General features: G+C 73.7%; 18 protein-coding genes, 1 tRNA gene and 1 pseudogene. 13 read left to right on the top strand and 7 right to left on the bottom strand.

Annotation, left to right across the window (positions count from 1 at the left end):
* Positions 1 to 140 precede the first annotated feature (140 nt).
* Both BLU95_RS11485 and BLU95_RS11480 read right to left on the bottom strand, forming a co-directional pair.
* On the bottom strand, positions 141 to 944 hold the full coding sequence (locus BLU95_RS11485) for a hypothetical protein (protein ID WP_093859939.1): 804 nt from the start codon (positions 942 to 944) through the stop codon (positions 141 to 143).
* Between the two features lie 312 nt (positions 945 to 1,256).
* The gene (locus tag BLU95_RS11480; RefSeq protein ID WP_093859938.1) at positions 1,257 to 2,144 is read right to left on the bottom strand and encodes a DUF8842 C-terminal domain-containing protein; all 888 of its coding nucleotides are present in this window, start codon (positions 2,142 to 2,144) and stop codon (positions 1,257 to 1,259) included.
* A gap of 682 nt (positions 2,145 to 2,826) precedes the next feature.
* On the opposite strand from BLU95_RS11480, the gene BLU95_RS11475 reads away from it, so the two are divergent.
* The 6 genes from BLU95_RS11475 to BLU95_RS11450 all read left to right on the top strand — a co-directional run bounded on the left by BLU95_RS11475 (position 2,827) and on the right by BLU95_RS11450 (position 8,566).
* Positions 2,827 to 3,642, top strand: a complete 816-nt coding sequence (locus tag BLU95_RS11475; protein ID WP_093859937.1) for a LysM peptidoglycan-binding domain-containing protein — start codon at positions 2,827 to 2,829, stop codon at positions 3,640 to 3,642.
* A 266-nt stretch (positions 3,643 to 3,908) separates the two neighbouring features.
* Complete coding sequence (locus tag BLU95_RS11470; protein WP_093859936.1) at positions 3,909 to 4,682, top strand: alpha-ketoglutarate-dependent dioxygenase AlkB; 774 nt, start codon at positions 3,909 to 3,911, stop codon at positions 4,680 to 4,682.
* A 238-nt stretch (positions 4,683 to 4,920) separates the two neighbouring features.
* Entirely contained in the window at positions 4,921 to 5,781 is an 861-nt protein-coding gene (locus BLU95_RS11465) for an acyl-CoA thioesterase (RefSeq protein WP_093859935.1), read from the top strand.
* Between the two features lie 210 nt (positions 5,782 to 5,991).
* Positions 5,992 to 6,786 (top strand): DUF1684 domain-containing protein, encoded by a 795-nt coding sequence (locus BLU95_RS11460; protein WP_093859934.1) that lies wholly within the window; start codon positions 5,992 to 5,994, stop codon positions 6,784 to 6,786.
* Between the two features lie 226 nt (positions 6,787 to 7,012).
* Positions 7,013 to 8,347, top strand: a complete 1,335-nt coding sequence (locus BLU95_RS11455; protein WP_093859933.1) for an MFS transporter — start codon at positions 7,013 to 7,015, stop codon at positions 8,345 to 8,347.
* A gap of 145 nt (positions 8,348 to 8,492) precedes the next feature.
* A tRNA-Pro gene (locus tag BLU95_RS11450) sits at positions 8,493 to 8,566 on the top strand.
* Positions 8,567 to 9,252: 686 nt separating this feature from the next.
* On the opposite strand, the gene BLU95_RS11445 is transcribed toward BLU95_RS11450, so the two are convergent.
* Genes BLU95_RS11445 through BLU95_RS11435 form a run of 3 tightly spaced genes read right to left on the bottom strand, consistent with a single transcriptional unit; the run spans position 9,253 to position 11,427 of the window.
* Positions 9,253 to 9,738: a SitI3 family protein gene (locus BLU95_RS11445; protein ID WP_093859932.1), complete on the bottom strand. Its 486-nt coding sequence runs from the start codon at positions 9,736 to 9,738 to the stop codon at positions 9,253 to 9,255.
* A 22-nt stretch (positions 9,739 to 9,760) separates the two neighbouring features.
* Positions 9,761 to 11,101 carry a putative T7SS-secreted protein gene (locus BLU95_RS43250; protein ID WP_197698751.1) on the bottom strand — a complete coding sequence of 447 codons (1,341 nt, stop codon included), beginning with the start codon at positions 11,099 to 11,101 and terminating at the stop codon, positions 9,761 to 9,763.
* A complete protein-coding gene (locus BLU95_RS11435) occupies positions 11,101 to 11,427 on the bottom strand; it encodes a hypothetical protein (RefSeq protein ID WP_093859931.1) in 327 nt (108 codons plus the stop codon). Before BLU95_RS11435 ends, BLU95_RS43250 begins: the two co-directional genes overlap by 1 nt.
* Positions 11,428 to 11,974: 547 nt before the next feature.
* Here BLU95_RS11435 and BLU95_RS41415 point away from each other — a divergent pair.
* From BLU95_RS41415 to BLU95_RS11415, 4 genes and pseudogenes are all read left to right on the top strand, one after another.
* Positions 11,975 to 12,067, top strand: a pseudogene (locus BLU95_RS41415) (phosphorothioated DNA-binding restriction endonuclease); the annotation flags it as partial.
* A 443-nt stretch (positions 12,068 to 12,510) separates the two neighbouring features.
* Positions 12,511 to 13,221 carry a thioesterase II family protein gene (locus BLU95_RS11425; protein WP_093859929.1) on the top strand — a complete coding sequence of 237 codons (711 nt, stop codon included), beginning with the start codon at positions 12,511 to 12,513 and terminating at the stop codon, positions 13,219 to 13,221.
* Positions 13,221 to 14,045 (top strand): SDR family oxidoreductase, encoded by an 825-nt coding sequence (locus BLU95_RS11420; RefSeq protein ID WP_093859928.1) that lies wholly within the window; start codon positions 13,221 to 13,223, stop codon positions 14,043 to 14,045. The genes BLU95_RS11425 and BLU95_RS11420 overlap by 1 nt, the downstream gene beginning before the upstream one ends.
* On the top strand, positions 14,042 to 17,008 hold the full coding sequence (locus BLU95_RS11415; protein WP_093859927.1) for an amino acid adenylation domain-containing protein: 2,967 nt from the start codon (positions 14,042 to 14,044) through the stop codon (positions 17,006 to 17,008). Before BLU95_RS11420 ends, BLU95_RS11415 begins: the two co-directional genes overlap by 4 nt.
* Before the next feature lie 80 nt (positions 17,009 to 17,088).
* Here the strand turns inward: BLU95_RS11415 and BLU95_RS11410 are convergent, their stop codons facing one another.
* Together BLU95_RS11410 and BLU95_RS11405 are read right to left on the bottom strand one after the other, a co-directional pair.
* Positions 17,089 to 17,757, bottom strand: a complete 669-nt coding sequence (locus BLU95_RS11410; RefSeq protein ID WP_093859926.1) for a response regulator — start codon at positions 17,755 to 17,757, stop codon at positions 17,089 to 17,091.
* The gene (locus BLU95_RS11405; RefSeq protein WP_159424860.1) at positions 17,754 to 18,902 is read right to left on the bottom strand and encodes a sensor histidine kinase; all 1,149 of its coding nucleotides are present in this window, start codon (positions 18,900 to 18,902) and stop codon (positions 17,754 to 17,756) included. Before BLU95_RS11405 ends, BLU95_RS11410 begins: the two co-directional genes overlap by 4 nt.
* Positions 18,903 to 19,021: 119 nt before the next feature.
* Between BLU95_RS11405 and BLU95_RS11400 the strand changes: the two genes are divergently transcribed.
* The 3 genes from BLU95_RS11400 to BLU95_RS11390 all read left to right on the top strand — a co-directional run bounded on the left by BLU95_RS11400 (position 19,022) and on the right by BLU95_RS11390 (position 21,183).
* Entirely contained in the window at positions 19,022 to 19,204 is a 183-nt protein-coding gene (locus BLU95_RS11400; RefSeq protein WP_159424859.1) for a hypothetical protein, read from the top strand.
* Positions 19,205 to 19,291: 87 nt separating this feature from the next.
* The gene (locus tag BLU95_RS11395; protein WP_093859923.1) at positions 19,292 to 20,194 is read left to right on the top strand and encodes an ABC transporter ATP-binding protein; all 903 of its coding nucleotides are present in this window, start codon (positions 19,292 to 19,294) and stop codon (positions 20,192 to 20,194) included.
* Positions 20,191 to 21,183 carry an ABC transporter permease gene (locus BLU95_RS11390; RefSeq protein WP_093859922.1) on the top strand — a complete coding sequence of 331 codons (993 nt, stop codon included), beginning with the start codon at positions 20,191 to 20,193 and terminating at the stop codon, positions 21,181 to 21,183. Before BLU95_RS11395 ends, BLU95_RS11390 begins: the two co-directional genes overlap by 4 nt.
* The last annotated feature ends 5 nt before the right edge of the window (positions 21,184 to 21,188 follow it).

Genomic DNA, 21,188 nt, shown 5'->3' with positions numbered 1-21,188 from the left:
ACCGGGTGGCGGGGCCCTTCGTCGTGTCCGGCCGGGGCGGGTGCGGGTGCGGGACCGGTGGGGTGTGGGACGGGTCCGGTGCGGGGTGGGGCGCGGTGCGGTGCGGGGTGCTGCGGGTGGGGCGCGGTGCGCGGGGTCGGTCAGTGGTGGTCGCCGCTCCGGCCCGGGGGGAGTGAGAGCAGGCTGCGGTGGCGGCCGCCACTGGTCGCACCCGGGCCGCCGCCGGGGCCGTAGGCGGTGCCCACGGTCGGCACGGGGGCCGGGACCGGGACCGTCACCGGCGCGGGCGCGGGCAGCTGCGTCGCCATCGGGTGCGGGACGGCGCCGAGGTAGCCGGCAGCCACCCAGCCCTGGCCGGTGCCGAACTGGGCCTGGGCCGGGGCATGGGGGTGGGCGGCCTGGGCGGCGACGGGGTGGAATCCGGTCGCGTACGGGCTGGGCGCGTGGCCGGGGTGGCCTCCGTGGGTGTGGGCCTGGTCGTGCGCGTGGACCTGGGCCGGGAGGGCGGGGAGTCCGCCGTGGCTGTGCTGGTGGTGCTGGCCGTGCGGGCCCTGGTGGCCGGTGCTGGTGTGGTGGCCGGTATGGCCGGTGTGGCCGGTGTTGGCGTGGTGACCGGTGAGCTCGGCCGGGCCGGCGGGGTCGGGGTTGCCCGGCTGGCTCGGCATGAACTGGGGGAGGCCGACCGCCTGGCCCGCGTACGTCTGGAACGCCTGGTGCTGCGGCGGATAGCCGCGGTGGTCGGTCCGGTGGTCGGAGCGGTGGTCGTTCCGGTGGTCGGCGCGCCCGAGGCCGGTGTCGCGGACCGCGAAGCCGGCGAAGGCGAGGTCCTCCTCGCCCGAGCGGTCGCCTGGCAGGGCGCGGAAGAGGCGCCGGTACTCGGAGTACAGCTCGTCGTAGATCGGCGTCACCGAGTGCGGGTGCTCGGCGTCGTACGACGGGCGCATGCCCGGGATCGCGCGGGAGGCGGCGGACCGCCGGGGGGCTGCGGGGACGTCGTAGCTGTACACGCAGGGCCCAACGAGTGAGGACGCCGGGGGATGCGGGGTGCGGCGGGGCGATGGCGCGGTGACGGAGGGGGGTGGAAGGGCCCGGTGGCGGGGTGCGACAGCAGGCGCGGCGGAGGGCGCGGCGGAGGGCTGCTGCCGCCCCGGCCGCCGCCGGTGGAGGCCGCGTCCGGGCAGCGGCGCCCACCGGCGGGGGCTCCACCGGCGGGCGCTCCACTGCCGGGCGCTCCGGCCGGCGGTCCCGGGCGCGGCTCAGGTGCCGGCGAGCGGGAGGGAGGCGGACACCACCTGGCCCATGGCCACCGCGCGCTCCAGCGCCTGGCGCAGCAGGTCCTCGCGCGGCTGCCGGCCGACCGTCCCGGCCGGGACCGCGTACATGGTCACCTCGCCGAGCTGGTTGGCGGCGAACCGCCAGGCGTCGGTCACCTGGAGCGGCTGGTGGGCCTGCCACCAGCCGGTGCTGCCCCCGGCCGCGGCGGGCTGGAGGATCGCGTGCAGCTTGCCCATCGCGACCAGTACCGACCACCCGGGCAGTTGCTCCGGGGTCCGGTCGAGGTCGGCGACCGGCTGGAATCCCGCGTCCTGGAGCAGGTCGAGGAACTCGTCCTCGCCGGTGGTGTTGCCGGGCCGGCCGACCGGCCCGGTCGGCTCGACGACGAGCGAGGCGTGGCCGGTGTCGCCGTGCAGCACCAGTCCGCAGGTGATGCCGAGGATCGCGGCCTGGCCGGGTGCGCCCGTCCGGCCGGCCGGGTCGGACGCCGCGGCCGGGGCGGGAACGGCCTGGGCGGGAAGAGCCTGGGAGGGAAAGGCCTGGGAGGCGAGGGGCGACTGCAGTCCGGCGGCGTCGGCGGACACGTCGCTCCGGGCCTGGCTGATGCTGCGGACGGCGCCGGCCAGCTGCTCCTCGGCGACCGGCACGACCTGGGACGGAATGCAGCGGGCGTGGGCGAAGGCGAGCACGGCCGTCTCGTCGCCGACGAACAGCACCGTGCTGGTCGGCTCCAGGAGCGCGTCGCCGGGGGTGCGGCAGGAGGTGCATTCGTAGCTGTCGGGTGCGTGGGCGCCGCCGAGCAGGCGGTCGGCCTCGTCGTCGCCGATCTCGGATCGGACCTCGTCGCTGACGTCGAGCATGCGCGGCACTGGGTCTCCTCGGTGCGGGGTCGGAAATACCGGTTGGGGGCTGTCGGGGCCGGCGCCCGGGGTCTCGGGGCCGGCCCCCGGGGTCGAACGCGGTGGAGCCGGAAGGTCGGGTCTGTTCGAGTCGGGAGGCGACGGCGGCCCGGCCGCCCTTACCAACGGGCCCTTGTGGCAGGGGTCACGGGTGGGGGGTCGGGGTGACGGGAATTGCCTCTGATCCGATCGCGGAGGGTGTTCTCTGCGTCGCAATCTGTCGATCTCGGAGGCGGGACTGCCGGAATGAAATGGTGAGGTGAGTCACGGCTCGTCGATGTTTGATCTAGGAAATGACGGTTAAAACGGACAAATTGGACATATTTGCATGGTCGTTACCGCTGGTAACCCCGTGCTGAGCTGGGGAGACCTCCGGCTGTTTGAACCCCGGCCGCCCGCCTCGTAGCTTCATTGGCGGTGCAACGAGCACCACCCGGGTTCACCCCCGACGCACAGCCCGCCGGTTTCGCACCGGCGCCGGCGGTGCCCCCCGACGCGACCGCTCGAACAGGTCGCCGGTGTGTGGTGGGTGGCCGGGGCGGCACGGAACGTCCGACACGTACCCGGCCGCCCGACGGACGCGGCGAGCGATTCCAGACCCCCTCCAGGGCTTGGTTCCGCATGCCCTCCCGGGGCTGTCGAGAGGAACCTCATGACCTTCCGTAACGAGATCGCCGCTGCCACCACCACCGCCACCAAGCGCAACCGCGTCCGGATGGCTGTCGTGGCGGGCGCCGCTGTCGCGGCCCTGCCGGTGGCCGGCCTCGTCACGGCCACCTCGGCCTCGGCCGCCTCCGTCTCCACCTGGGACGCTGTCGCCCAGTGCGAGAGCGGTGGCAACTGGGCCATCAACACCGGCAACGGTTTCTACGGCGGTCTGCAGTTCACCTCCAGCACCTGGGCCGCCTTCGGTGGCACCGCCTACGCCTCGCAGGCCAACCTGGCCACCAAGGCGCAGCAGATCGCCGTCGCCGAGAAGGTTCTCGCCTCGCAGGGTCCGGGCGCCTGGCCCGTCTGCTCCGTCAAGGCCGGTCTGACCAAGGGCGGCGCCGCCGCCGCGGTCGACACCTCCACCCCGAAGGCCACCGAGGCCCCGAAGCCGGCCGCCCCCAAGGCCACCGAGGCTCCGAAGGCCGCCGCGCCGAAGGCCGTCGAGGCCCCCAAGGCCGCGCCGAAGGCCGTCGAGGCCCCGAAGGCCGTCGAGACCCCCAAGGCTGTCGAGGCTCCCAAGGCCGCGCCGAAGGCCGACGCCGCGTCCAAGGCCGACAAGGCCGCGAAGTCCGGCAAGTCCTGGACCTCGAACGACGCCAAGCAGGTCAACGGCACCTACACCGTCAAGGCCGGCGACACCCTGAGCAGCATCGCCGCCGCCAAGGGCATCGACTGGCACGCCCTGTACGACAACAACGCCAAGGTCATCGGTGGCAACCCGGACCTGATCCTCCCGGGCCAGACCCTCACCGTCTGATCCGACGCCGGCCGGTCCGAGACCGGTCGATCCGGCGGCGTCCGGTCTCGGACGCCGGCCGGTCCACGCCTCCACGGCCGCCCTTCCGCACTGCGGGAGGGCGGCCGTCGGGGCTTCCGGCGTGTCCGGGGCTGCCGGGGGTCTCCGGTGGTTTCCGGGGCTTCCGGTGTTCCCGGTGTTCCCGGTTCCCGGTGTTCCCGGTGGTTTCCGGGCCCGGTGGCGGTGGCCGCGTCCGGTCCCTGCAGTATCCGGCCGTTGTCGGAGGGATGCGCGAGGATGGGGGCGTGACCCAGGGCGAGTTGTTCGGCGGACTCTTCGACGCCTCCCCCGACCGCGGACGGTCCGAGCCGGCTCCGGGGGCGGTGTTGCTCCCCGGCTGGCTGGACGCGGCGGCGCAGCTGCGCCTGGTCGCCGCCTGCCGGGCGTGGGCGCGTCCTCCCGCCGGGATGCACACCGTCCGGATGCCCACCGGCGGGACGATGTCCGTCCGCATGGTCGGTCTGGGTCTGCACTGGTATCCCTACGGCTACTCCGGCACCGCCGAGGACGGCACCCCGGTCAAACCCTTCCCGTCCGAGCTCGGCGCGCTCGCCCGGCGGGCGGTGGCCGAGGCGTACGGGGCGGCGGGCGTGGACGAGGGCGAACGTGGTGGTGGCGGAGCCAGTGGAGTCGGCGGAGTCGGCGGAGTCGGCGGAGTCGGCGGTATCGCCGGGGCCGTCGGCTACGAGCCGGACGTCGCGATCGTCAACCACTACCCGCACGGTGCCCGGATGGGCCTGCACCAGGACCGCGACGAGCGCGTCGACGCCCCGGTGGTCTCGTTGTCGCTCGGCGACACCTGCGTCTTCCGGCTCGGCAACACGGAGACCAGGACCAGGCCGTGGACCGATCTGGAGCTGCGCGGCGGCGACCTGCTGGTGTTCGGCGGCCCGGCCCGGTTCGCGTACCACGGCGTGGTGCGGACCCTGCCCGGGACGGCGGACCCGGCGCTGGGGCTGACGGGACGGCTGAACATCACCGTCCGGCAGTCGGGCCTGTGACGCCTGTGACGCCTGTGACGCCTGTGACCGGCGCCGGACCGCTCCCACCTGCGGCGACATTCCGCGCAGGGGCTACTGTTCGACCTCGTTCGAGTGAATTGGTGCGGTCGGCCCGAGTGAGGGGAATGTCCCGGCTCGCCGAGGAATTCGATTGAGCTGGAGAATTCGAGAGAACGGGCTGCCGACGTCGGGGCGGAAGACCTCCGGCCCGGGCGGCGGCCCGGAGAGGACGTGTCCCATGGCTACCCCGGTCGACGATCTCGTCGCACTGCTGGACCTCGAGCAGATCGAGCTGAACATCTTCCGCGGGCGCAGCCCCGAGGAGGCGCTCCAGCGCACGTTCGGCGGGCAGGTGGCCGGCCAGGCGCTGGTGGCGGCGGGGCGCACCGTGGACGACGACCGCCCGGTGCACTCGCTGCACGCGTACTTCCTGCGGCCCGGCGTGCCGGGGGTGCCGATCGTCTACCAGGTGGACCGGCTCCGGGACGGCCGCTCGTTCACCACCCGCCGAGTGCTGGCGATCCAGGGCGGTCGGTCGATCTTCGCGCTGACCGCCGACTTCCACGCCCCGGAGCCCGACAGCATCGAGCACCAGTACCCGATGCCCGACGTGCCCGGTCCGGAGAAGCTGCCGAGCGCGCTGGACGAGGTCGGTTCCCGGCTCGGCGAGCTGCCTCCGTTCATCAGCCGGCGCCAGCCCTTCGACATCCGCTACGTCGACCGGTTGCGCTGGAGCACCGAGGAGCTCGCCGGGGTCGAGGCGCGCAGCGGCGTCTGGCTGCGCACCAACGGCGCGCTGCCGGACGACCCGCTGATCCACGTCTGCGCGCTCACCTACGCGTCCGACATGACGCTGCTGGACGCGGTCCGGGCCCCGGTCGAGCCGCTCTGGGGCACCCGGCACTTCGACATGGCCTCGCTGGACCACGCGATGTGGTTCCACCGGCCGTTCCGCACCGACGACTGGCTGCTCTACCAGCAGGAGTCCCCGATCGCCCACGGCGCCCGCGGCCTGGCGCGCGGGCAGATCTTCGACCGGAGCGGTCAGCTGGTGGTGTCGGTGGTGCAGGAGGGACTGTTCCGCCGGATCAAGGCCTGACGGGCGGCTGTGCCGCGAACGGCGTGTTGACCGGCGTGAACCGATGTGACAGGCGTGAACCGGCGTGACGGTGGTGCGACGGCTTTGCGACGGCCGTGCGACGGTGTCCCCGGCCGGGAATGCCCCGCCCGGGTACCGGATGTTCGATGGGGTGACGGAGAACGGACGGCCCGCCCCGCGGGCCCTTGACCGGAGTGGGAGGGCGAGCCGATGACGGCGACGGCCGCGGAGGAATGGCAGCACTGGAGCGACGGACGGGCGGCGACCGTCAGCGCGCCGCACGGCCAGCTGGCGCTGACCGGTACGCACTGGCTGGAGCCGGAGCCGGCGGCGATCGCCGGCCTGCCCGGGCTCTGGTGGGCGGACGCGGAGGGCGTGCGGCTGCGGGCGGCGGCGGCCGACGGCATCGCCGTCGCGGGGGCGGGTGCCCCCGTCGACGGCGAGGTGCTGCTGCGCCCGGACACCGATCCGGCGGCGGACACCGCCGCGCTCGGCGAGGTGCTGCTGGTGCCGATCGAGCGCGAGGGCGAGCCGGCCCTGCGGGTCTTCGACCCGGACGCGCCCGGGCGAGCGTCGTTCGCCGGGATCTCGGCCTACCCCTATGCGCCGGAGTGGGCCGTTCCGGCGGTCTTCACCCCCTTCGAGGACGGCACCGGGCAGACGGTGCTCGTCCCGAACGCCGACGGCAAGGAGCGCCCGCTCGCGGTGACCGGGCAGGTCGCGTTCACCGTCGCGGGCGAGCACCGCACCCTGACGGTCAGCCGCTCGGGCGACGGCCGGTTGAGCGGGGTGATCGCCGACGCGACCAGCGGCCGGGACACCTACCGCTTCCGGTTCGTCACCCTGCCCGCCCCCGACCAGGACGGCCGCACGGTGCTCGACCTCAACCGCGCCTACCTGCCGCCCTGCGCCTTCGCGGACCACTTCATCTGCCCCTTCCCGCCGCCGGGCAACCGGCTGGACTTCGCGGTGGAGGCGGGCGAGAAGCAGGTCCTCACCCGGTAGGGCCCGTTGCCGCGGAGGCACCCGCCCGGTCCGGCGGGCGCCTCCGGGGCCGGGCGCTCGCCCCGGACGGTCGCGTGGCGGCTCCTCCGGTCGGGGCGGGGTTCGTGGTGCACGGGTCCGTTCGGGGGGCGGAGCCGTCCCACCGGGTGGCGATGACGTCGGGGCAAGCGGTCACAGGCGCCCCCGGTGTCCGCGGCCGGGGCGGCCGGGGCGACGATGGGGCACTGTGTCGACCAATCATCCTGCCAATTCGCCGACCGACGGAGACTCGCCGCCGGCCCCCGCCGTCGCCCCGCTCGCAGTCCCTCCGTCCTCCTCCCGCTACCGGCGGCTGGCCCGCGGGGCCTTCGCCGACCTCAGCCCCTTGCGCGACCACGCCGACTACCGACGGGTGTGGTTCGGCCAGTCCATCTCCTCCATCGGCCAGCAGATGACGGCCGTCGCCGTCTCCGTCCAGGTCTACGACCTGACCGGTTCCACCTTCGCCACCGGCCTGGTCGGTCTCTTCTCCCTGGTCCCGCTGATCGCCTTCGGCCTGTACGGCGGCGCCATCGCCGACACCGCCGACCGCCGCCGCCTCGGCCTGATCGGCTCGGCCGGCCTCGCCGTCGTCTCCGCCGTCCTCGCCGCCCAGGCGATCGCCGGCCTCGGGCTGGTCGCGGTCCTCTACGCCGCGGTCGCCCTCCAGGCGGCCTTCTTCGCGCTCGCCTCACCCGCCCGCTCGGCGATGATCCCGCGCCTCGTCCCCGCCGAACAGCTCCCCGCCGCCAACGCCCTGAACACCGTCAGCATGAACCTCGGCCTCACCGTCGGCCCCATGATCGGCGGTGTCCTCATCGGCGCCTACGGCGTCCAGGCCGCCTACCTGGTCGACACCGTCGCCTTCGCGGCCACCCTCTACGCGATGTGGCGCCTGCCCGCCATGCTCCCGCTCGGCGAACGCAAGGGCCGCGCCTCCGTCCTCGACGGCCTCCGCTTCCTGCGCGAGCAGCCCAACCTGCGCACCAGCTTCCTCGCCGACCTCGCCGCGATGATCTTCGGCATGCCGCGCGCCCTCTTCCCGGCCCTCGCCGTCACCTTCTACGGCGGCGACGCCCGCACCGTCGGCCTGCTCGCCGCCGCCCCCGCCGTCGGCGCCCTGGCCGGCGCCCTCTTCTCCGGCTGGGTAGGCCGCATCCACCGCCAGGGCGCCGCCGTCATGACCGCCGTCGCCGCCTGGGGCCTCGCCATCGCCGCCTTCGGCCTGGCCCGCAACCTCTGGCTCGGCCTCCTCCTGCTCGCCGCCGCCGGCTGCGCCGACACCATCAGCATGATCTTCCGCAACACGATGATGCAGGTCGCCGCCCCCGACGAGATGCGCGGCCGCCTCCAGGGCGTCTTCATCGTGATCGTCGCCGGCGGCCCCCGCCTCGGCGACTTCGAGTCCGGCGCCGTCGCCTCCCTCACCAGCCCGACCGTCTCCGTCGTCAGCGGCGGCCTCGCCTGCGTCGCCGCCATCCTCCTCCTCGCCGCCCGCCGCCCCGCCTTCCTCCGCTACGACGCCCGCCACCCCACCCCCTGACCCGCTGCCCCACCCACCCCCGACAACCCTGCAGCGAGCACCCCCCGACGTGCTGTATTGTTTTCCTCGTCGCCGGGTGAACCGGCCGACAAGGTCGAGAAACCCGAAGCCGAGCCCCCCAGGCTCAGCCCGGGCCACGAGACCGCGGGACGTGGCGCAGCTTGGTAGCGCACTTGACTGGGGGTCAAGGGGTCGCAGGTTCAAATCCTGTCGTCCCGACAGTGATGTCGGAAGGCCGTTGATCGGGAGAAATCCCAGATCAACGGCCTTTTTGCTGATGGCCCGACAGGTGGTGGGCGGCTGCGATGCCGCCGCTCCGTGATCCTGCCGGGGGCCAGTCGGGGACCGCAGCCATCGGCCGAAGGCCTGCCGTAACCGTGTGCGGCGGGCGCACGTTCGCACCTGCGCGAGGTTGCCGGCCTGCCGGCCCCCCGGGGGGCGCCTGCCGAAGGGGCCAGGTCGACCTCCGGCGAGGCGCGAAGGGCTGGTGCTGGCGCTGATGCAGCCTCGCCTTCCCTGGGCGGCAGGGCAGTCAAGTCTGCTGAGAGGGCGTCACATTTACGCGAACGAAGCCCGGCGGGCCTGCCGGACCATGAACTGGTGCACCACGACCCTTGTGCCGCCCGCGGGGTTGCCGGAGCCGTGGCTACCGATGCCCCGTCCGGGCGGGTCCGACTGGAACGGCCCCTCGTAGGGAGCCCACGGCCGGGGGACCACATCGGTTCCACAGGACTCACGGCACGGGACGTCGACGGTCTGCTCAGCTCCTCGTCTCCTCATGGTGAGAAGCGGGACAGACCCTCGGCAGGTCCCCTTCCGATGCACACCGTCTTCGCCGTCGACTGCCTGATGCCGGCGCTCGGCCTGCTCTGATCCCCGTCGACGTCGGTGCGCAGGGCGCGGGATCAGTCCTCGTCGGAGAAGACGTGTGTCTCGCGGGTGAAGGGGCGGGGGACGAGGGCCAGGCGGTCGGGCGGCCAGAGGTCGTCCCGCTCGTTGAGGCTGAGTTCGCCGCCGCGTCGCAGGAGCCAGATGATCTCGTAGTGGTACTGGAGCACCGTGTCGCCCGGGACCCGGTCCAGGAGGCCCGCGACCACCCGGACGACGTCGTCCTCCTGTCCCGACAGGTCGGTGGTCTTGTCCAGCCGGAAGGCGACCGAGACGGTCGGGGTGATGCGGAGGTCGGTGACCAGTGGGTTCCACGGCCTGGGGTTGGGGGCGAAGACCCGGATCCAGGTGCCGTACCTGGTGACGACGCCGTCGGTGAGCAGGTCGGCCGCGGCGGTGGTCGTATCGAACAGTCCGGCGCCCCGCGCGACGTCGTCCAGCACGTCGGCCACCTCGGCGATCGACAGTGGCGTGGCCAGGTTGAAGCTGTGGGAGATCGACATGGCTGGGATCCGTTCGGATGCGCTAGGGGTAGATGTGCAGGATATTGCCCTGCCGGTCGATCACCACGGCCTCCTGGAGCCCTTCGATCGGCCAGTCGTGGAGCTGGGCCTTGAGGGCCGAGACCTCCACCGGGGAATCCGCGAGGTTGACGACGATCCGGCTGGTCTGGCCTTCCAGGACCTTCTCCTCGATCCTCGAACCGACGTTCCGGGCACTCCGGCTGCTGGGTGAGACGCAGTCGAAGATCTCGCCCTCGATCCGGTAGTCGGGATTCTTAGGACCGGGGACCGACGGGTTCTGCTCGACGTGGTAGCCCTGCTTCGCCAGGATCTCCGCCGACTCGTTCTCCCGCTGGAGCGCGAGCCGGTTCTCGGCGGCGTCCTCCGGGTTGATCCGGGTGGTGGACCCCTGCGGCGTGGCGTTGGGGTCGGGGGCCCTGGACGGCTGGGTGCGGACCTCGCCCGCGCCGCCGCCCCCGCCCCCGCCGTTCCCCTCCATGTGGACCCGGTCGGGGCCCGCCGCGTCCTCGATGATCTGGCCCGCGCCGATGCCGGCCACGCCCAGGCCGGTGGCGATCACCCCGGCGGAGAGCACGTTCACGGGCACGCCGATCACGGCGCCCGCGCCGGTGAGGTCGAGGCCGGCGCCCAGCACCTCGCCTCCGGCGCCCAGGGCGGCCAGGCCGAGGCCGCCCGCGACCTCCAGCACCGCGCCCGGGTCGTGGACCATCGCGTTGCCCACCGAGGCCAGGTCCTCGACGGCGGTCTTGCCGAGGTCCAGGGCGAAGTCGCCGGCGTCGGAGAAGAAGTCGCCCACCTTGTCCAGCCAGCCGGGCTCCTCGGGAGCCTTGTCGCGGGCCTTGGCGATCGTGCGCGCCGCAGTGTCGCCCGCGCTCTTGAGCTGCTCCCGCGCGGTCTTGAGAGTCTGGTTCGCGGCCGCCCGGGCGCCCTCGCCGGGATCGGTGAAGGGCAGTTCGTGCCCGGCGTTGCGCTCCGCGTCCTGGTGCTCGGACCTGGCCTTGCCCGTGGCGCTCTGGCCCTCGTTCCACTGCCGGATCGCGTCGGCGGCCCGTTCCTGGGCCCAGGCCAGCGTCCACCGGTAGTCGGCCAGCGCCGTGGAGGCGTCGTGGAAGCAGTCGCCGGCCACCAGCCACTTCTTGGGCTCGCCGTGGAAGGCGTGCCGGAACGCGTCGCCGGCCTTGCCGGACCAGCCTTCGACGGTGTCGATGCGCTTGAGGCCCTCGCCGGTCGAGTGCAGGATGTCGCCGTAGCTCTTGAGCCAGGCGACGGTCGAGGCGATCGTTTCGGGGTTCCCCGGGACGAGTTCGCTGGGGTCACCGGTCTGCCCGAGGTTCTTGGCCACTACTTCACCCCGGGGTCCTCGCCGCCCGGACGGGTCACCGTGCCGCCCGGCTGGCCGAAGAGGGTTCCGTCGACCTCGCGGTAGGCCTTGACGCTCGCGGTCAGGCGCTGCGAGACCTGGGCGGCGTCCTTGACCAGGTGCTCGACGCCGATCTCCCAGCGGGTGCAGAACTTCTCCAGGACGTCGGCCAGGTGTCCGTGCCCGATCTCGTCCTTCCTGGGATCGAGGTCCTTCACCTTTCTGAACTGGAGCTTCGCCACCGTGCCGGTGATCCCGGAGGCGGCCTTTTCCAAGGCCGCCAGGTCCACCGTGAATCCCTCCGCCACAGGACCTCCCCCTTACAGCCCCTCGCCGGGTGTGAATCGACCCTCAGGACTCGCCCGCCGAAGCTAGCACGGCGGGTTTGCCCGTTGCACCGAAACGGCGCAGGAGGCGCCCGCGGACCGATCCCGGCGGGATCTACCGGTTTCGAACGGGGCGGGCGGGGCCGGTGTTCCGGGAGTGAATTCCCGGCGTGGCCGGAATAGGGGAGGCGCCGGGAATTCGGGGCCGGCCGCACCGGCAGCCAACCAGCCCCTGCATGACCGGTGCACCGTCACGGCGGCCGAGTCCCGTCCCGATCGGATATCGGTCCGCCTCGTGGCTACCGGTGACAGGTGTCGTGCCTCGGCACAGCGATCCTGGCCCAGGCATGGGCGTCCTACAGCTCGGCATCCAAGGGGCGGCCCGCAGCGCACCGCGGCTGATCACCGTGAAGTGCCAGGGCGGCGGTAGCTCGCCGCATGTCTGACGGGACGGCCGGGTTCATAGGCAAGGCTGACATGAAGCCCGCAGCTGAGGCAGCGTCGGGGCTGCGGAAAACCCTTGACGGCCATGGACTGGCTGGAGCGGGTGGCGAAGCTGAGACGGTGGACGAACAACGACGTTCGGGCGCCGCACACACCGTTGCTGCTGCTGTACGGTCTCGCGTCCCTGACGGGCTTCTTCGCGCTCGGCATCGTCGTGCAGACCGCGGCCTGGCCATGTGGTCGTCCGCCGGCCGCCAGCCGCGACCGCACCGCGGGGTTCGGTGCGTTGCGCAGCGTCGAGACCACCCAGTACAGCGTCGCCCGTCCCGCCGGTCCTCGGCCTGGCGGGTATCGTCCTGGTCGTCGCGCGTTCCGAGGGTAGGCGGGCCCGGGGGCGGGTATCAAGCGGCGGCCCGGTGACGGTGTTCAACCGAGCCGCCGCGGCGGTTGTACGTGTTCGGGGTGGGTTCGGGGGTGGCGGCCGGCGCCTGGCCGTGCGGCGGCCGTGATCAGTACAGTCGGGCCGGTAACCCCCCCAACTCCGCGGTCGCCGCGGTCTTTTGCCTGCCCGTGGCCACCCATCGACCTGGGGGGACCGCAGAACACGCCAGGGAGAAATGTATGAACCGGGCACTGGTATGCCTTCCTTTCGCGGGCGGCGGCGCGGGCTTCTACCGAGCCTGGAAGGACCTTCCGGACGGCTGCCCGAGTATCGTCGCGGTCCAGCTGCCGGGCCGTGAGGAACTGTTCGCCGAGCCGATGTACAAGGACGCGGTCACCGCGGCCGAGGAGCTCGCCCCGAAGATCGCCGAGCAGGTGCGCGGCTTCGACTCCTACGCGCTGTTCGGGCACAGCCTGGGCGCCGTGCTCGCCTTCGAGGTGGCCGGGCAGCTGGCCCGGCTGGACGGCAGGGGGCCCGAGCACGTCTTCGTGAGCGGCTCGCCCGGCCCGTGGAGCGGCCGTTCCGAGCGGGCCACCGGCCTCGGCGACGACGAGTTCGTGGCCAAGGTCGAGCAGTTCGCCGGCTACCGGCACGACGCCCTGAACGAGCCGGAGCTGCGGGAGCTGCTGCTGCCGCTGCTGCGGGCGGACGTCGAGATGCACGAGAACTACCGGCCGCAGGGCCGGACGCCGATCGCGGCGCCGGTCACCTCGCTGCGCGGCGACGCCGACGCCCTGGTGAGCGCCGAACAGGCCCGTGAGTGGGCCGGGGCCACCACCGGCGGGTTCTCCTACCGGGAGCTCCCTGGGCAGCACATGTACCTGGTCGACGCGGCCGACGCGCTGCTGGCCGCGGTCACCGCGACCACGGCCGGCCGGGACGGCCGGTGATGCGGCTCCAGGGGATGACCGCGGTCGTCACCGGGGCCGCCCGGGGACTGGGCCGCGCCTGCGCCGTCCGCTTCGCCGAGGAGGGCGCGGACCTGGTGCTGGTCGACATCGGCGGGCAACTCCCCGGAGTGCCCTACCCGTTGGGAACCGAGAACCAGCTCGGCCACACCGCGGACCTCTGCCGCGAGCGCGGCGCCGCCGTCCTCACCGAGAGCGCCGACGTGCGCGACCTCGACGCCTGCGCGGCGGTGGCCGAGCAGGCGCTGGAGCGCTTCGGCGCGGTCCAGGTGCTGGTCAACGGCGCGGGCATCGCCGCGCCGTCGGGCAAGGCGACCCATGAGATCAGCGGCGACGAGTGGCAGCTGATGATCGACACCGACCTCACCGGCGCCTGGCACATGATCAAGGCGTTCGCGCCCGCGATGGTCGCCCGGCGCGAGGGCAGCATCGTCAACGTCTCCTCCACCGCGGGCCTGGTCGGCTACCGGAACTTCGCCGGCTACGTCGCCGCCAAGCACGGGCTGATCGGCCTCACCAAGGCGGCGGCGCTGGACTACGCGCCCTACCGGGTGCGGGTGAACGCGCTGTGCCCCGGCTCCGTCCGGGACGACCCGCTGGTCGAGGGCCGGATGCTGGCCGAGATCGCCCGCTCCCTGGAGGTGGCGGTCGAGGAGCACGAGGAGGTCTTCACCCGCGCCCAGCCGATGAACCGGCTGATCGAGCCGCAGGACATCGCCGGCGCCGCCCTCTGGCTGGCCGGGCGGGACTCGTTCCAGGTCACCGGCACCACGCTGACCGTGGACGGCGGCTTCGTCGCGAAGTGATCGGCAGGCAGAACGACGGCTACGCGCCGGCCCGCCCCGACGGCGAGGCCGGCGCCCACATGTCAGGAGTCCTCATGGCACACGGCCTGCGCTACCGCGTGGCCGCAGGGCAGGCCGGCCGGGGGGCCGGCGGCTGCCACAGTCTCACCGTCCGGCTCGCCGGCGACGTCACCGCCGAGTCGGTGCACGCCCGGGCACGGACGGTGGCCGGTTCGCACGAGGCCCTCGCCGGGCTGCGGGTCTGGCGCGAACCCGGCGCGGCCCGGTCCGACGACCCCGCCGCGCTCGAACGGCTGCGCACCGAGGCGCAGCGCCCGCTGCACGGCGCCCGGACGGTGCGCGCCGTCCTGATCGAGCACGCGGACGGGGTGGCCGACCTGGTCCTGGTCGCCCGCCGCTCGGCCCTGGGTGGAGCCGGACTGCGGCAGCTCGCGGCCGTCCTCACCGGTGGGCGGCCCGCCGCCGACGGCCTGCCCGGCGTGGCGGACCGGCCCGCGCCCGCGACCGTCGCCACCCTGCCGCAACCCGGCCCGGACACCGCGCCCGAGTGGGGCCTCGGCGACCCGGAGGCGCGCGGAGTGTACGGCGAGGCCGCCGTCGAGCCGCTCCCGGCCGCCGTCACCGACGAACTGCTGCTGGCGGCCACCGCTGTCACCGTGGGCCGCCACGGCGACACCGTGGAACCGGAGCTGGCGGTGTGGTCGACCGCCGATTCCGGCTCCGACCACTGGGTGCACCGGGTGGACTGCCGCCCGGAGCGGACCGTCCGCGAGCACCTCGCCCAGTACCCGCAGCCAACGGACGGCGCGCCGGCCGGCCGGGTGAACCCGTGGATCGGCGTCGTCCTCGACGAGGACCGGCCCGGGGAGCACTACCGCCCCTTCCTGGCGCCGCCGCTGCCCGCCCTGGTGGTCTGGCGGCGCGCCGCCGACGGGACCGTGCGCGGCACCCTCCACTACCGCGAGCGCGACCTGGCGCCCGCCGTCGCCCGCGACCTGGCCGCCCATCTGACCCGGGTGGCTCAGCAGTTGGCCGCCTCGCCGGACCTCGCGCTGGGTGACGTCGAGCTGATCGGGGCGGCCGAGCGCGAGCGCCTGCTGCGGGCCGGTGCCACGCCCGCCGCCGGGGACCCGGCGCCGGACGCCGGGCGCACCGTGCACGAGCTGTTCGCCCGGGTCGCCGCCCGGCAGCCGGAGGCGGTGGCCCTGGTCGACGAGGACGGCGAACTGGGCTACGCGGAGCTGGACCGGCGGGCCGACCGGGTGGCCGCGGGCCTGCGGACGCTCGGCGCCGCACCCGGGGACACCGTGGTGGTCGCCCTGGAGCGCACCGCCGAACTGGTCGTGGTGCTGCTCGGCGTGCTCAAGGCCGGCTGCGCCTACGTGCCGGTGGACATCCGCTACCCGGCCGAGCGGCTGCGCTACACCATGGAGGACGCGGGCGCGAAGCTCGCCGTCGCCCTGCCGGGCGCGCTCCCGGAGGCGGGCGGCGTCCGGCAGGTCTCGCCGGAGGAGCTGTCCGGCCTCGCCGACGCCCCGGGCGTGGACGGCGCGGCAGGAGCGGCAGGAGCGGAGGGCGCGGGCCCGGCCTACGTCATCTACACCTCGGGCTCCACCGGCCGGCCCAAGGGCGTCGTGGTCCCGCACCGCAATGTGGCCGCCCTGGTGGAGGCCGCCACGGCGGGGTTCGGCCTGGGCGGCGAGGACACCTGGACCTTCTTCCACTCCTGCGCCTTCGACTTCTCGGTGTGGGAGATCTGGGGCTGCCTGCTCACCGGCGGCCGACTGGTCGTGGTGCCGTACTGGGCTTCGCGGGACACCGAGGTCTTCTACGAGCTGGTCGAGCGGCGGCAGGTCACCGTACTGAGCCAGACGCCGTCCGCGTTCGCCCAGTTCATCGAGGCAGACGCCCGGCGCGAGGGCCGGTTGGCGCTGCGACTGGTGGTCTTCGGCGGCGAGCCGCTGGACACCGGCATGCTTGCCGCCTGGTTCACCCGCCACTCGCACACCTCCTGCCGGCTGACCAACATGTTCGGGATCACCGAGACCACGGTGCACGTGACCGAGCAGACGCTGACCCCGGCCGAGGTGGTGGCCGGCAGCCGCAGTGTCGGCCGGGCGCTGCCGGGCTGGTCGCTGTCGGTGCGCGACCCCCGGGGCCGGGTGCTGCCGGCCGGGGTCGCCGGGGAGATCTTCGTCGGCGGCGCCGGCGTCGCCCAGGGCTATCTGAACCGCCCCGAGCTGACCGCCGAACGCTTCGTCACCGACCCGGACGGCGCCCGGGTGTACCGCTCCGGCGACCTCGGCCGGCTGCGGCCGGACGGCCGGCTGGACCACCTGGGCCGGATCGACAGCCAGGTGAAGCTCCGCGGCCACCGGATCGAGCTGGACGAGATCCGCGGCGTGCTGCTCGGCCACCCGGCGGTCGCCGCAGCGGCCGTGGCGCTGCGCCACGCCACCGAGGGCGACCGGGACACCGCCCGCCTGGACGCGTACTTCGTGGCGCGCGGCGGCCGGCTGGACGGCCGGGAGCTGCGCGCGCACGCCGCCGGCATGCTGCCCGACTACATGCTGCCGGCCACCTTCACCCGGATCGACGCCATCCCGCTGACCGCCAACGGCAAGGCCGACCTGGCCGTGCTGGCGGGGATGGCCGAGGAGCCGTCCGGGCCCGCACCGGCCGACCCGTCCGGCCCGTCCGGCCCGTCCGATGTGGCGGAGCCGGGGGACGGCCGGGCCGGCGATCCGACCGCGGCCGCCGTGCTGGCGCTCTGGGAGCGGCTGCTCAACACCGAGGTGGGGCTGCGGGACAACTTCTTCGAACTCGGCGGCAACTCGCTGCTGGTGGTCCGGCTGCTGCGCGAGCTGCGCGAGCAGGGCCTGCCCCAGGTGTCCATGCAGGACTTCTACCGCAACTCCGTCGCGGCCCAGTTCGTCGAGGTGGTCCGCAACGCGGCGGGCTGAGCCGCGGGCCCGCGCGCACCGCGGGCCGGGCGCCACTCCCGATGGGACGGAGTGGCGCCCGGCCCGTTCGTGCGGAGGCGTCAGAGCGCGGGCCCGGCGTCGTCCATCAGCCGGCTCTCCCAGGCCCAGGCCGCGATCTCCACCCGGTTGCGCACCCGGAGCTTGTTCTGGATGGTCGCCAGATGGCTCTTGACCGTGCTCAGCGAGATGAACAGCGCGGTGGCGATCTCCTGGTTGGTGCGCCCCCTGGCGATGGCCCGGATGACCTCGATCTCCCGCAGCGAGAGCGGCTGCGCCGGCCCGGTCACCCTGCTGTGCCGGGTCGGCGCCAGATTGCGCAGCAGCCGCAGGGTGATCGACGGGGAGATCAGCGCGTCGCCGGCGCTGGCGGCCCGGACCGCCTCGACCAGCAGGGCCGGTCCGGCGTCCTTCAGCACGAAGCCGACCGCCCCGGCGTGCAGGGCGCCGTGCACGTACTCGTCGAGGTCGAAGGTGGTGACGATGACCACCCGCAGCGGGTCGGCGACATGGGCGCCGGACAGCGCCCGGGTGACCTCGATGCCGTCCAGCTTGGGCATCCGGATGTCCACCAGGCAGACGTCGGGGCGCAGCCGCCGCGCCAGGTCGACCGCCTCGGCGCCGTCCGCGGCCTCGCCGACCACGGTGATGTCGTCCTGGTCCTCCAGGATGAGCTTCAGGCCGCCGCGGATCATCGCCTGGTCGTCGGCGAGCAGGACGTTGATGGTCAACGCGACTCCTTCACCAGGACCGGCACGGTGGCCAGCACCGACCAGCCGGCGCCGGCCTCCGGGCCGACGGTCAGCGTGCCGCCGAGCGCCTCGACGCGTTCGCGCATGCCGATCAGGCCGAAGCCGCCCTTCTGGAGGTGCCGGGCCCGGCCGTGGCCGGCCGGCACGTCGTTGGTGATGGAGATGGTGACGCCCTCCCGGCCCTGGGCGATGTCGACGACCGCGGAGCGCGCCTGCGAGGCGTGCCGGGCGATGTTGGTCAGGGACTCCTGGACGATCCGGTAGACGGTGGTGTCCACCTCGGGGGGCCAGGGCAGCGGCGCTTCGGGCAGCCGCAGTTCGATGTCCGGCCCGTGGCCCTCGAAGCGCTGGACGAGTTCGGGCAGGTGGTCCAGGCCGTGCGGGGTGGGGGAGGTGGTGACCACGTCGTCGGAGTCGCGCAGCAGCCCGACCACCCGGCGCATCGCGGCCAGCGCCTCGGCGCCCGCCCCCTCGATGCCCGCGAGGGTCCCGTCCAGCGTCTCGGGCCGCGAGCGGCCGACGATCCGGGCGGCCTGGGCCTGCACCACGATCCCGGTGATGTGGTGGGCGACCACGTCGTGCAGCTCCCGGGCCAGGATCAGCCGCTCGTCGTGCCGTACGGCCTCGGCGGCGGTGCGGCGGCGGTAGTCCAGGAAGCGCAGCAGCAGGCCGACCCCGAGGGCCAGCACCCAGACCTCGGTGCCCACCCGGAAGGCGGTGCTCGGGCCGTCCCGGGTCAGCCAGCCGGAGACCATCAGCACCAGGCCGCCCGCGGCGATCGCACCGGCCTTCCGGCGGGGCAGTGCCCGGATGGCCGAGCCGCCGAGGACCAGCAGCGCCAGGACCGCGCCGGGGCCGGGCTCGCCGGGCAGGTCGGCCAGTCCGGCGATCACGGCGGCTCCGCCCGCGACCACCAGTCCGGCGACGGCCGCCCACGCGCGGTTCCACTCGCGGGCCAGGGCGATCACGCAGACCAGCAGGCCGACGCCGGTGTCGAAGGCCCAGGGCCGGCCCTGGGACGCGTACTGCGCGGCCATGACGGACAGGACGGCGGCGAACACGGTGCCCAGCGCCGTGTTGACCGCGGCCCTCGGCCCGGCGGCCGATCGAAGAGCGGTAATCACCCTGTGCACGCTACGCGATCGGGTACCGGCGGCCGAACCGGCCGAAAGTAGGAGCGGGCGGGCCCGGACCGTCCTTTCGGCCGGTGCGGGCGCGGGCGCGTGACCAGCAGGCTGAGGTCATGGCTGATCTGACCTCCTCCGCCCCCGCCCTCCTCGCCGTCGCCGCCGAGGCCGAGAAGACCGTGCGCAGTCCGCTGCTGTACGCCTGGTGGGCGCTCAACCTGGTGGTGCTCGCCGCGGTGGTCTACGGGGCCTACTGGGGCGTCAAGAAGTACCGCTCCAGGCGCGCTCCGCGCCGCTGACGCCGCCCGCCCCCCGGCCGGGGACCGGGCTCCGGACACCCCCGCACCACGACCACTTCGCGATCCTCGATCGAGGGAAAGACCCACATGACACCGGTACTCGAAGCCGTGAAACTCGGCAAGCGATACGGCCGCCACCAGGCGCTGGTCGACTGCGACCTGAACATCCCGCAGGGGCGGGTGATCGGCTTGGTCGGCCCCAACGGCGCCGGCAAGTCGACGCTGCTGAACATGTCCTGCGGACTGATCAAGCCCACCGAGGGCACCATCCGCGTGCTGGGCGCCGAGCCCGCCGCCAACCCGGCCCACCTGGCCAAGGTCGGCTTCGTCGCCCAGGACACGCCGGTGTACGGCGACCTGTCCGTGGCGGACCACCTGCGCCTGGGCGCCCGGCTGAACCCGACCTGGGACGGCGCGCTGGCGCAGCGGCGGATCGCCCAGATCGGCCTGGACCCCAAGCAGAGGGCGGGCCGGCTCTCCGGCGGCCAGCGGGCCCAGCTGGCGCTCACCGTCGCGGCGGCCAAGCGGCCCGAGCTGCTGATCTTCGACGAGCCGGCGGCCGCGCTCGACCCGCTGGCGCGCTCAGGCTTCCTGGACAACCTGATGGAGTTCATCGTCGACCTCGGCGCGAGTGCGATCCTCTCCTCGCACGCGCTGCCCGACGTCGAGCGGGTCTGCGACTACCTGGTGGTCCTGGCCGACCACCGGATCCAGCTGGCCGGCGACGTGTCGGACCTGCTGTCGCGGCACTACCGGATCACCGGCGCCCGCTCCGACTTCGAGCGCTTCCCCGTCGGGGTGGAGCCGATCCGGGTCGAGCACACGCTGCGCGAGAGCACCGCGATCGTCCACGCCGAGGGCGGCCTGCTGTCGGTCGGCCCGTGGCGCGTGGACTCCGTCGACCTCGAGGAACTCGTCCTCGCCTACATGACCCGTGCGAACGAGGGCACCGCCCGTATCGTTCCGATGTCGACGGAGGCTCACCGATGATCTGGCTGACCTGGCGTCAGTTCCGTGTCCAGGCGCTGGTGGGCCTGACCGCGCTGGTCCTGCTCGCGGTCTATCTGGTGGTGCTCGGCACCCAGATCCACGGCTCCTACGACGACACCCTCGCGCGCTGCGCGGGCGGTGGCGGCTGTACCGGGCAGCTCGCCTCCGTCGCCGACGAGTACGGCGGCCAGGTGGACCTGCTGAGCTACCTGCTGCTGGCCGTGCCCGGGCTGATCGGCGTGTTCTGGGGCGCCCCGCTGGTCGCCCGCGAGCTGGAGGCCGGCACCCACCGGCTGGTGTGGAACCAGAGTGTGACCCGCGGCCGGTGGCTGGCCGTCAAGATCGGCTTCGTCGGCCTGCTGAGCGTGGCGGTGGCCGGCGTCTACAGCGTGGCGCTGACCTGGGCCGCGGGCCCGGTGAACACCATCCTGAACAACCGCTTCGAGCCGGCGCTCTTCGGCTCGCGCAACCTCGTCCCGCTCGGCTACGCGGCCTTCGCCTTCGCGCTCGGGATGACCTTCGGCCTGTTCATCCGGCACACCGTGCCCGCGATGGGCGCCACCCTGGTGGTCTTCGCGGTGCTCCAGGTCGTCATGCCGTCCGTGGTCCGCCCGCACTACCAGACCCCGGTCAAGACCACGGTGCCGCTCACCGCCCCGCTGATCAGCGGCCTCACGAAGATCGGGACCTACGGGGAGATCGGCGGCCTGCGGGTGCCCGGCGGGCCGTGGGTGGTGGAGACCACCGAGATCCTGGACGCCTCCGGCAAGGCGGTCGGCCACTCCGACTGGTACCAGGACTGCACCAACAACAAGTCGCTCACCGAGATGCCGGAGTGCCTGGCCAAGGGCAACATCCACGTGGACATCTCCGAGCAGCCCGCCGACCGGTACTGGACCTTCCAGCTGCTGGAGACCCTGATCTTCACGGTCCTCGCGGCCGGGCTGTCCGCCCTCTCCTTCTGGCGGATCCGCGGCCGCCTCAACTGACGCGG

The sequence above is a fragment of the Streptomyces sp. TLI_053 genome, assembly GCF_900105395.1.
GTDB lineage: Bacteria > Actinomycetota > Actinomycetes > Streptomycetales > Streptomycetaceae > Kitasatospora.
Note: the sequence above shows the minus strand (reverse complement) of the source record. Positions and strands in the feature narration are given on the sequence as shown.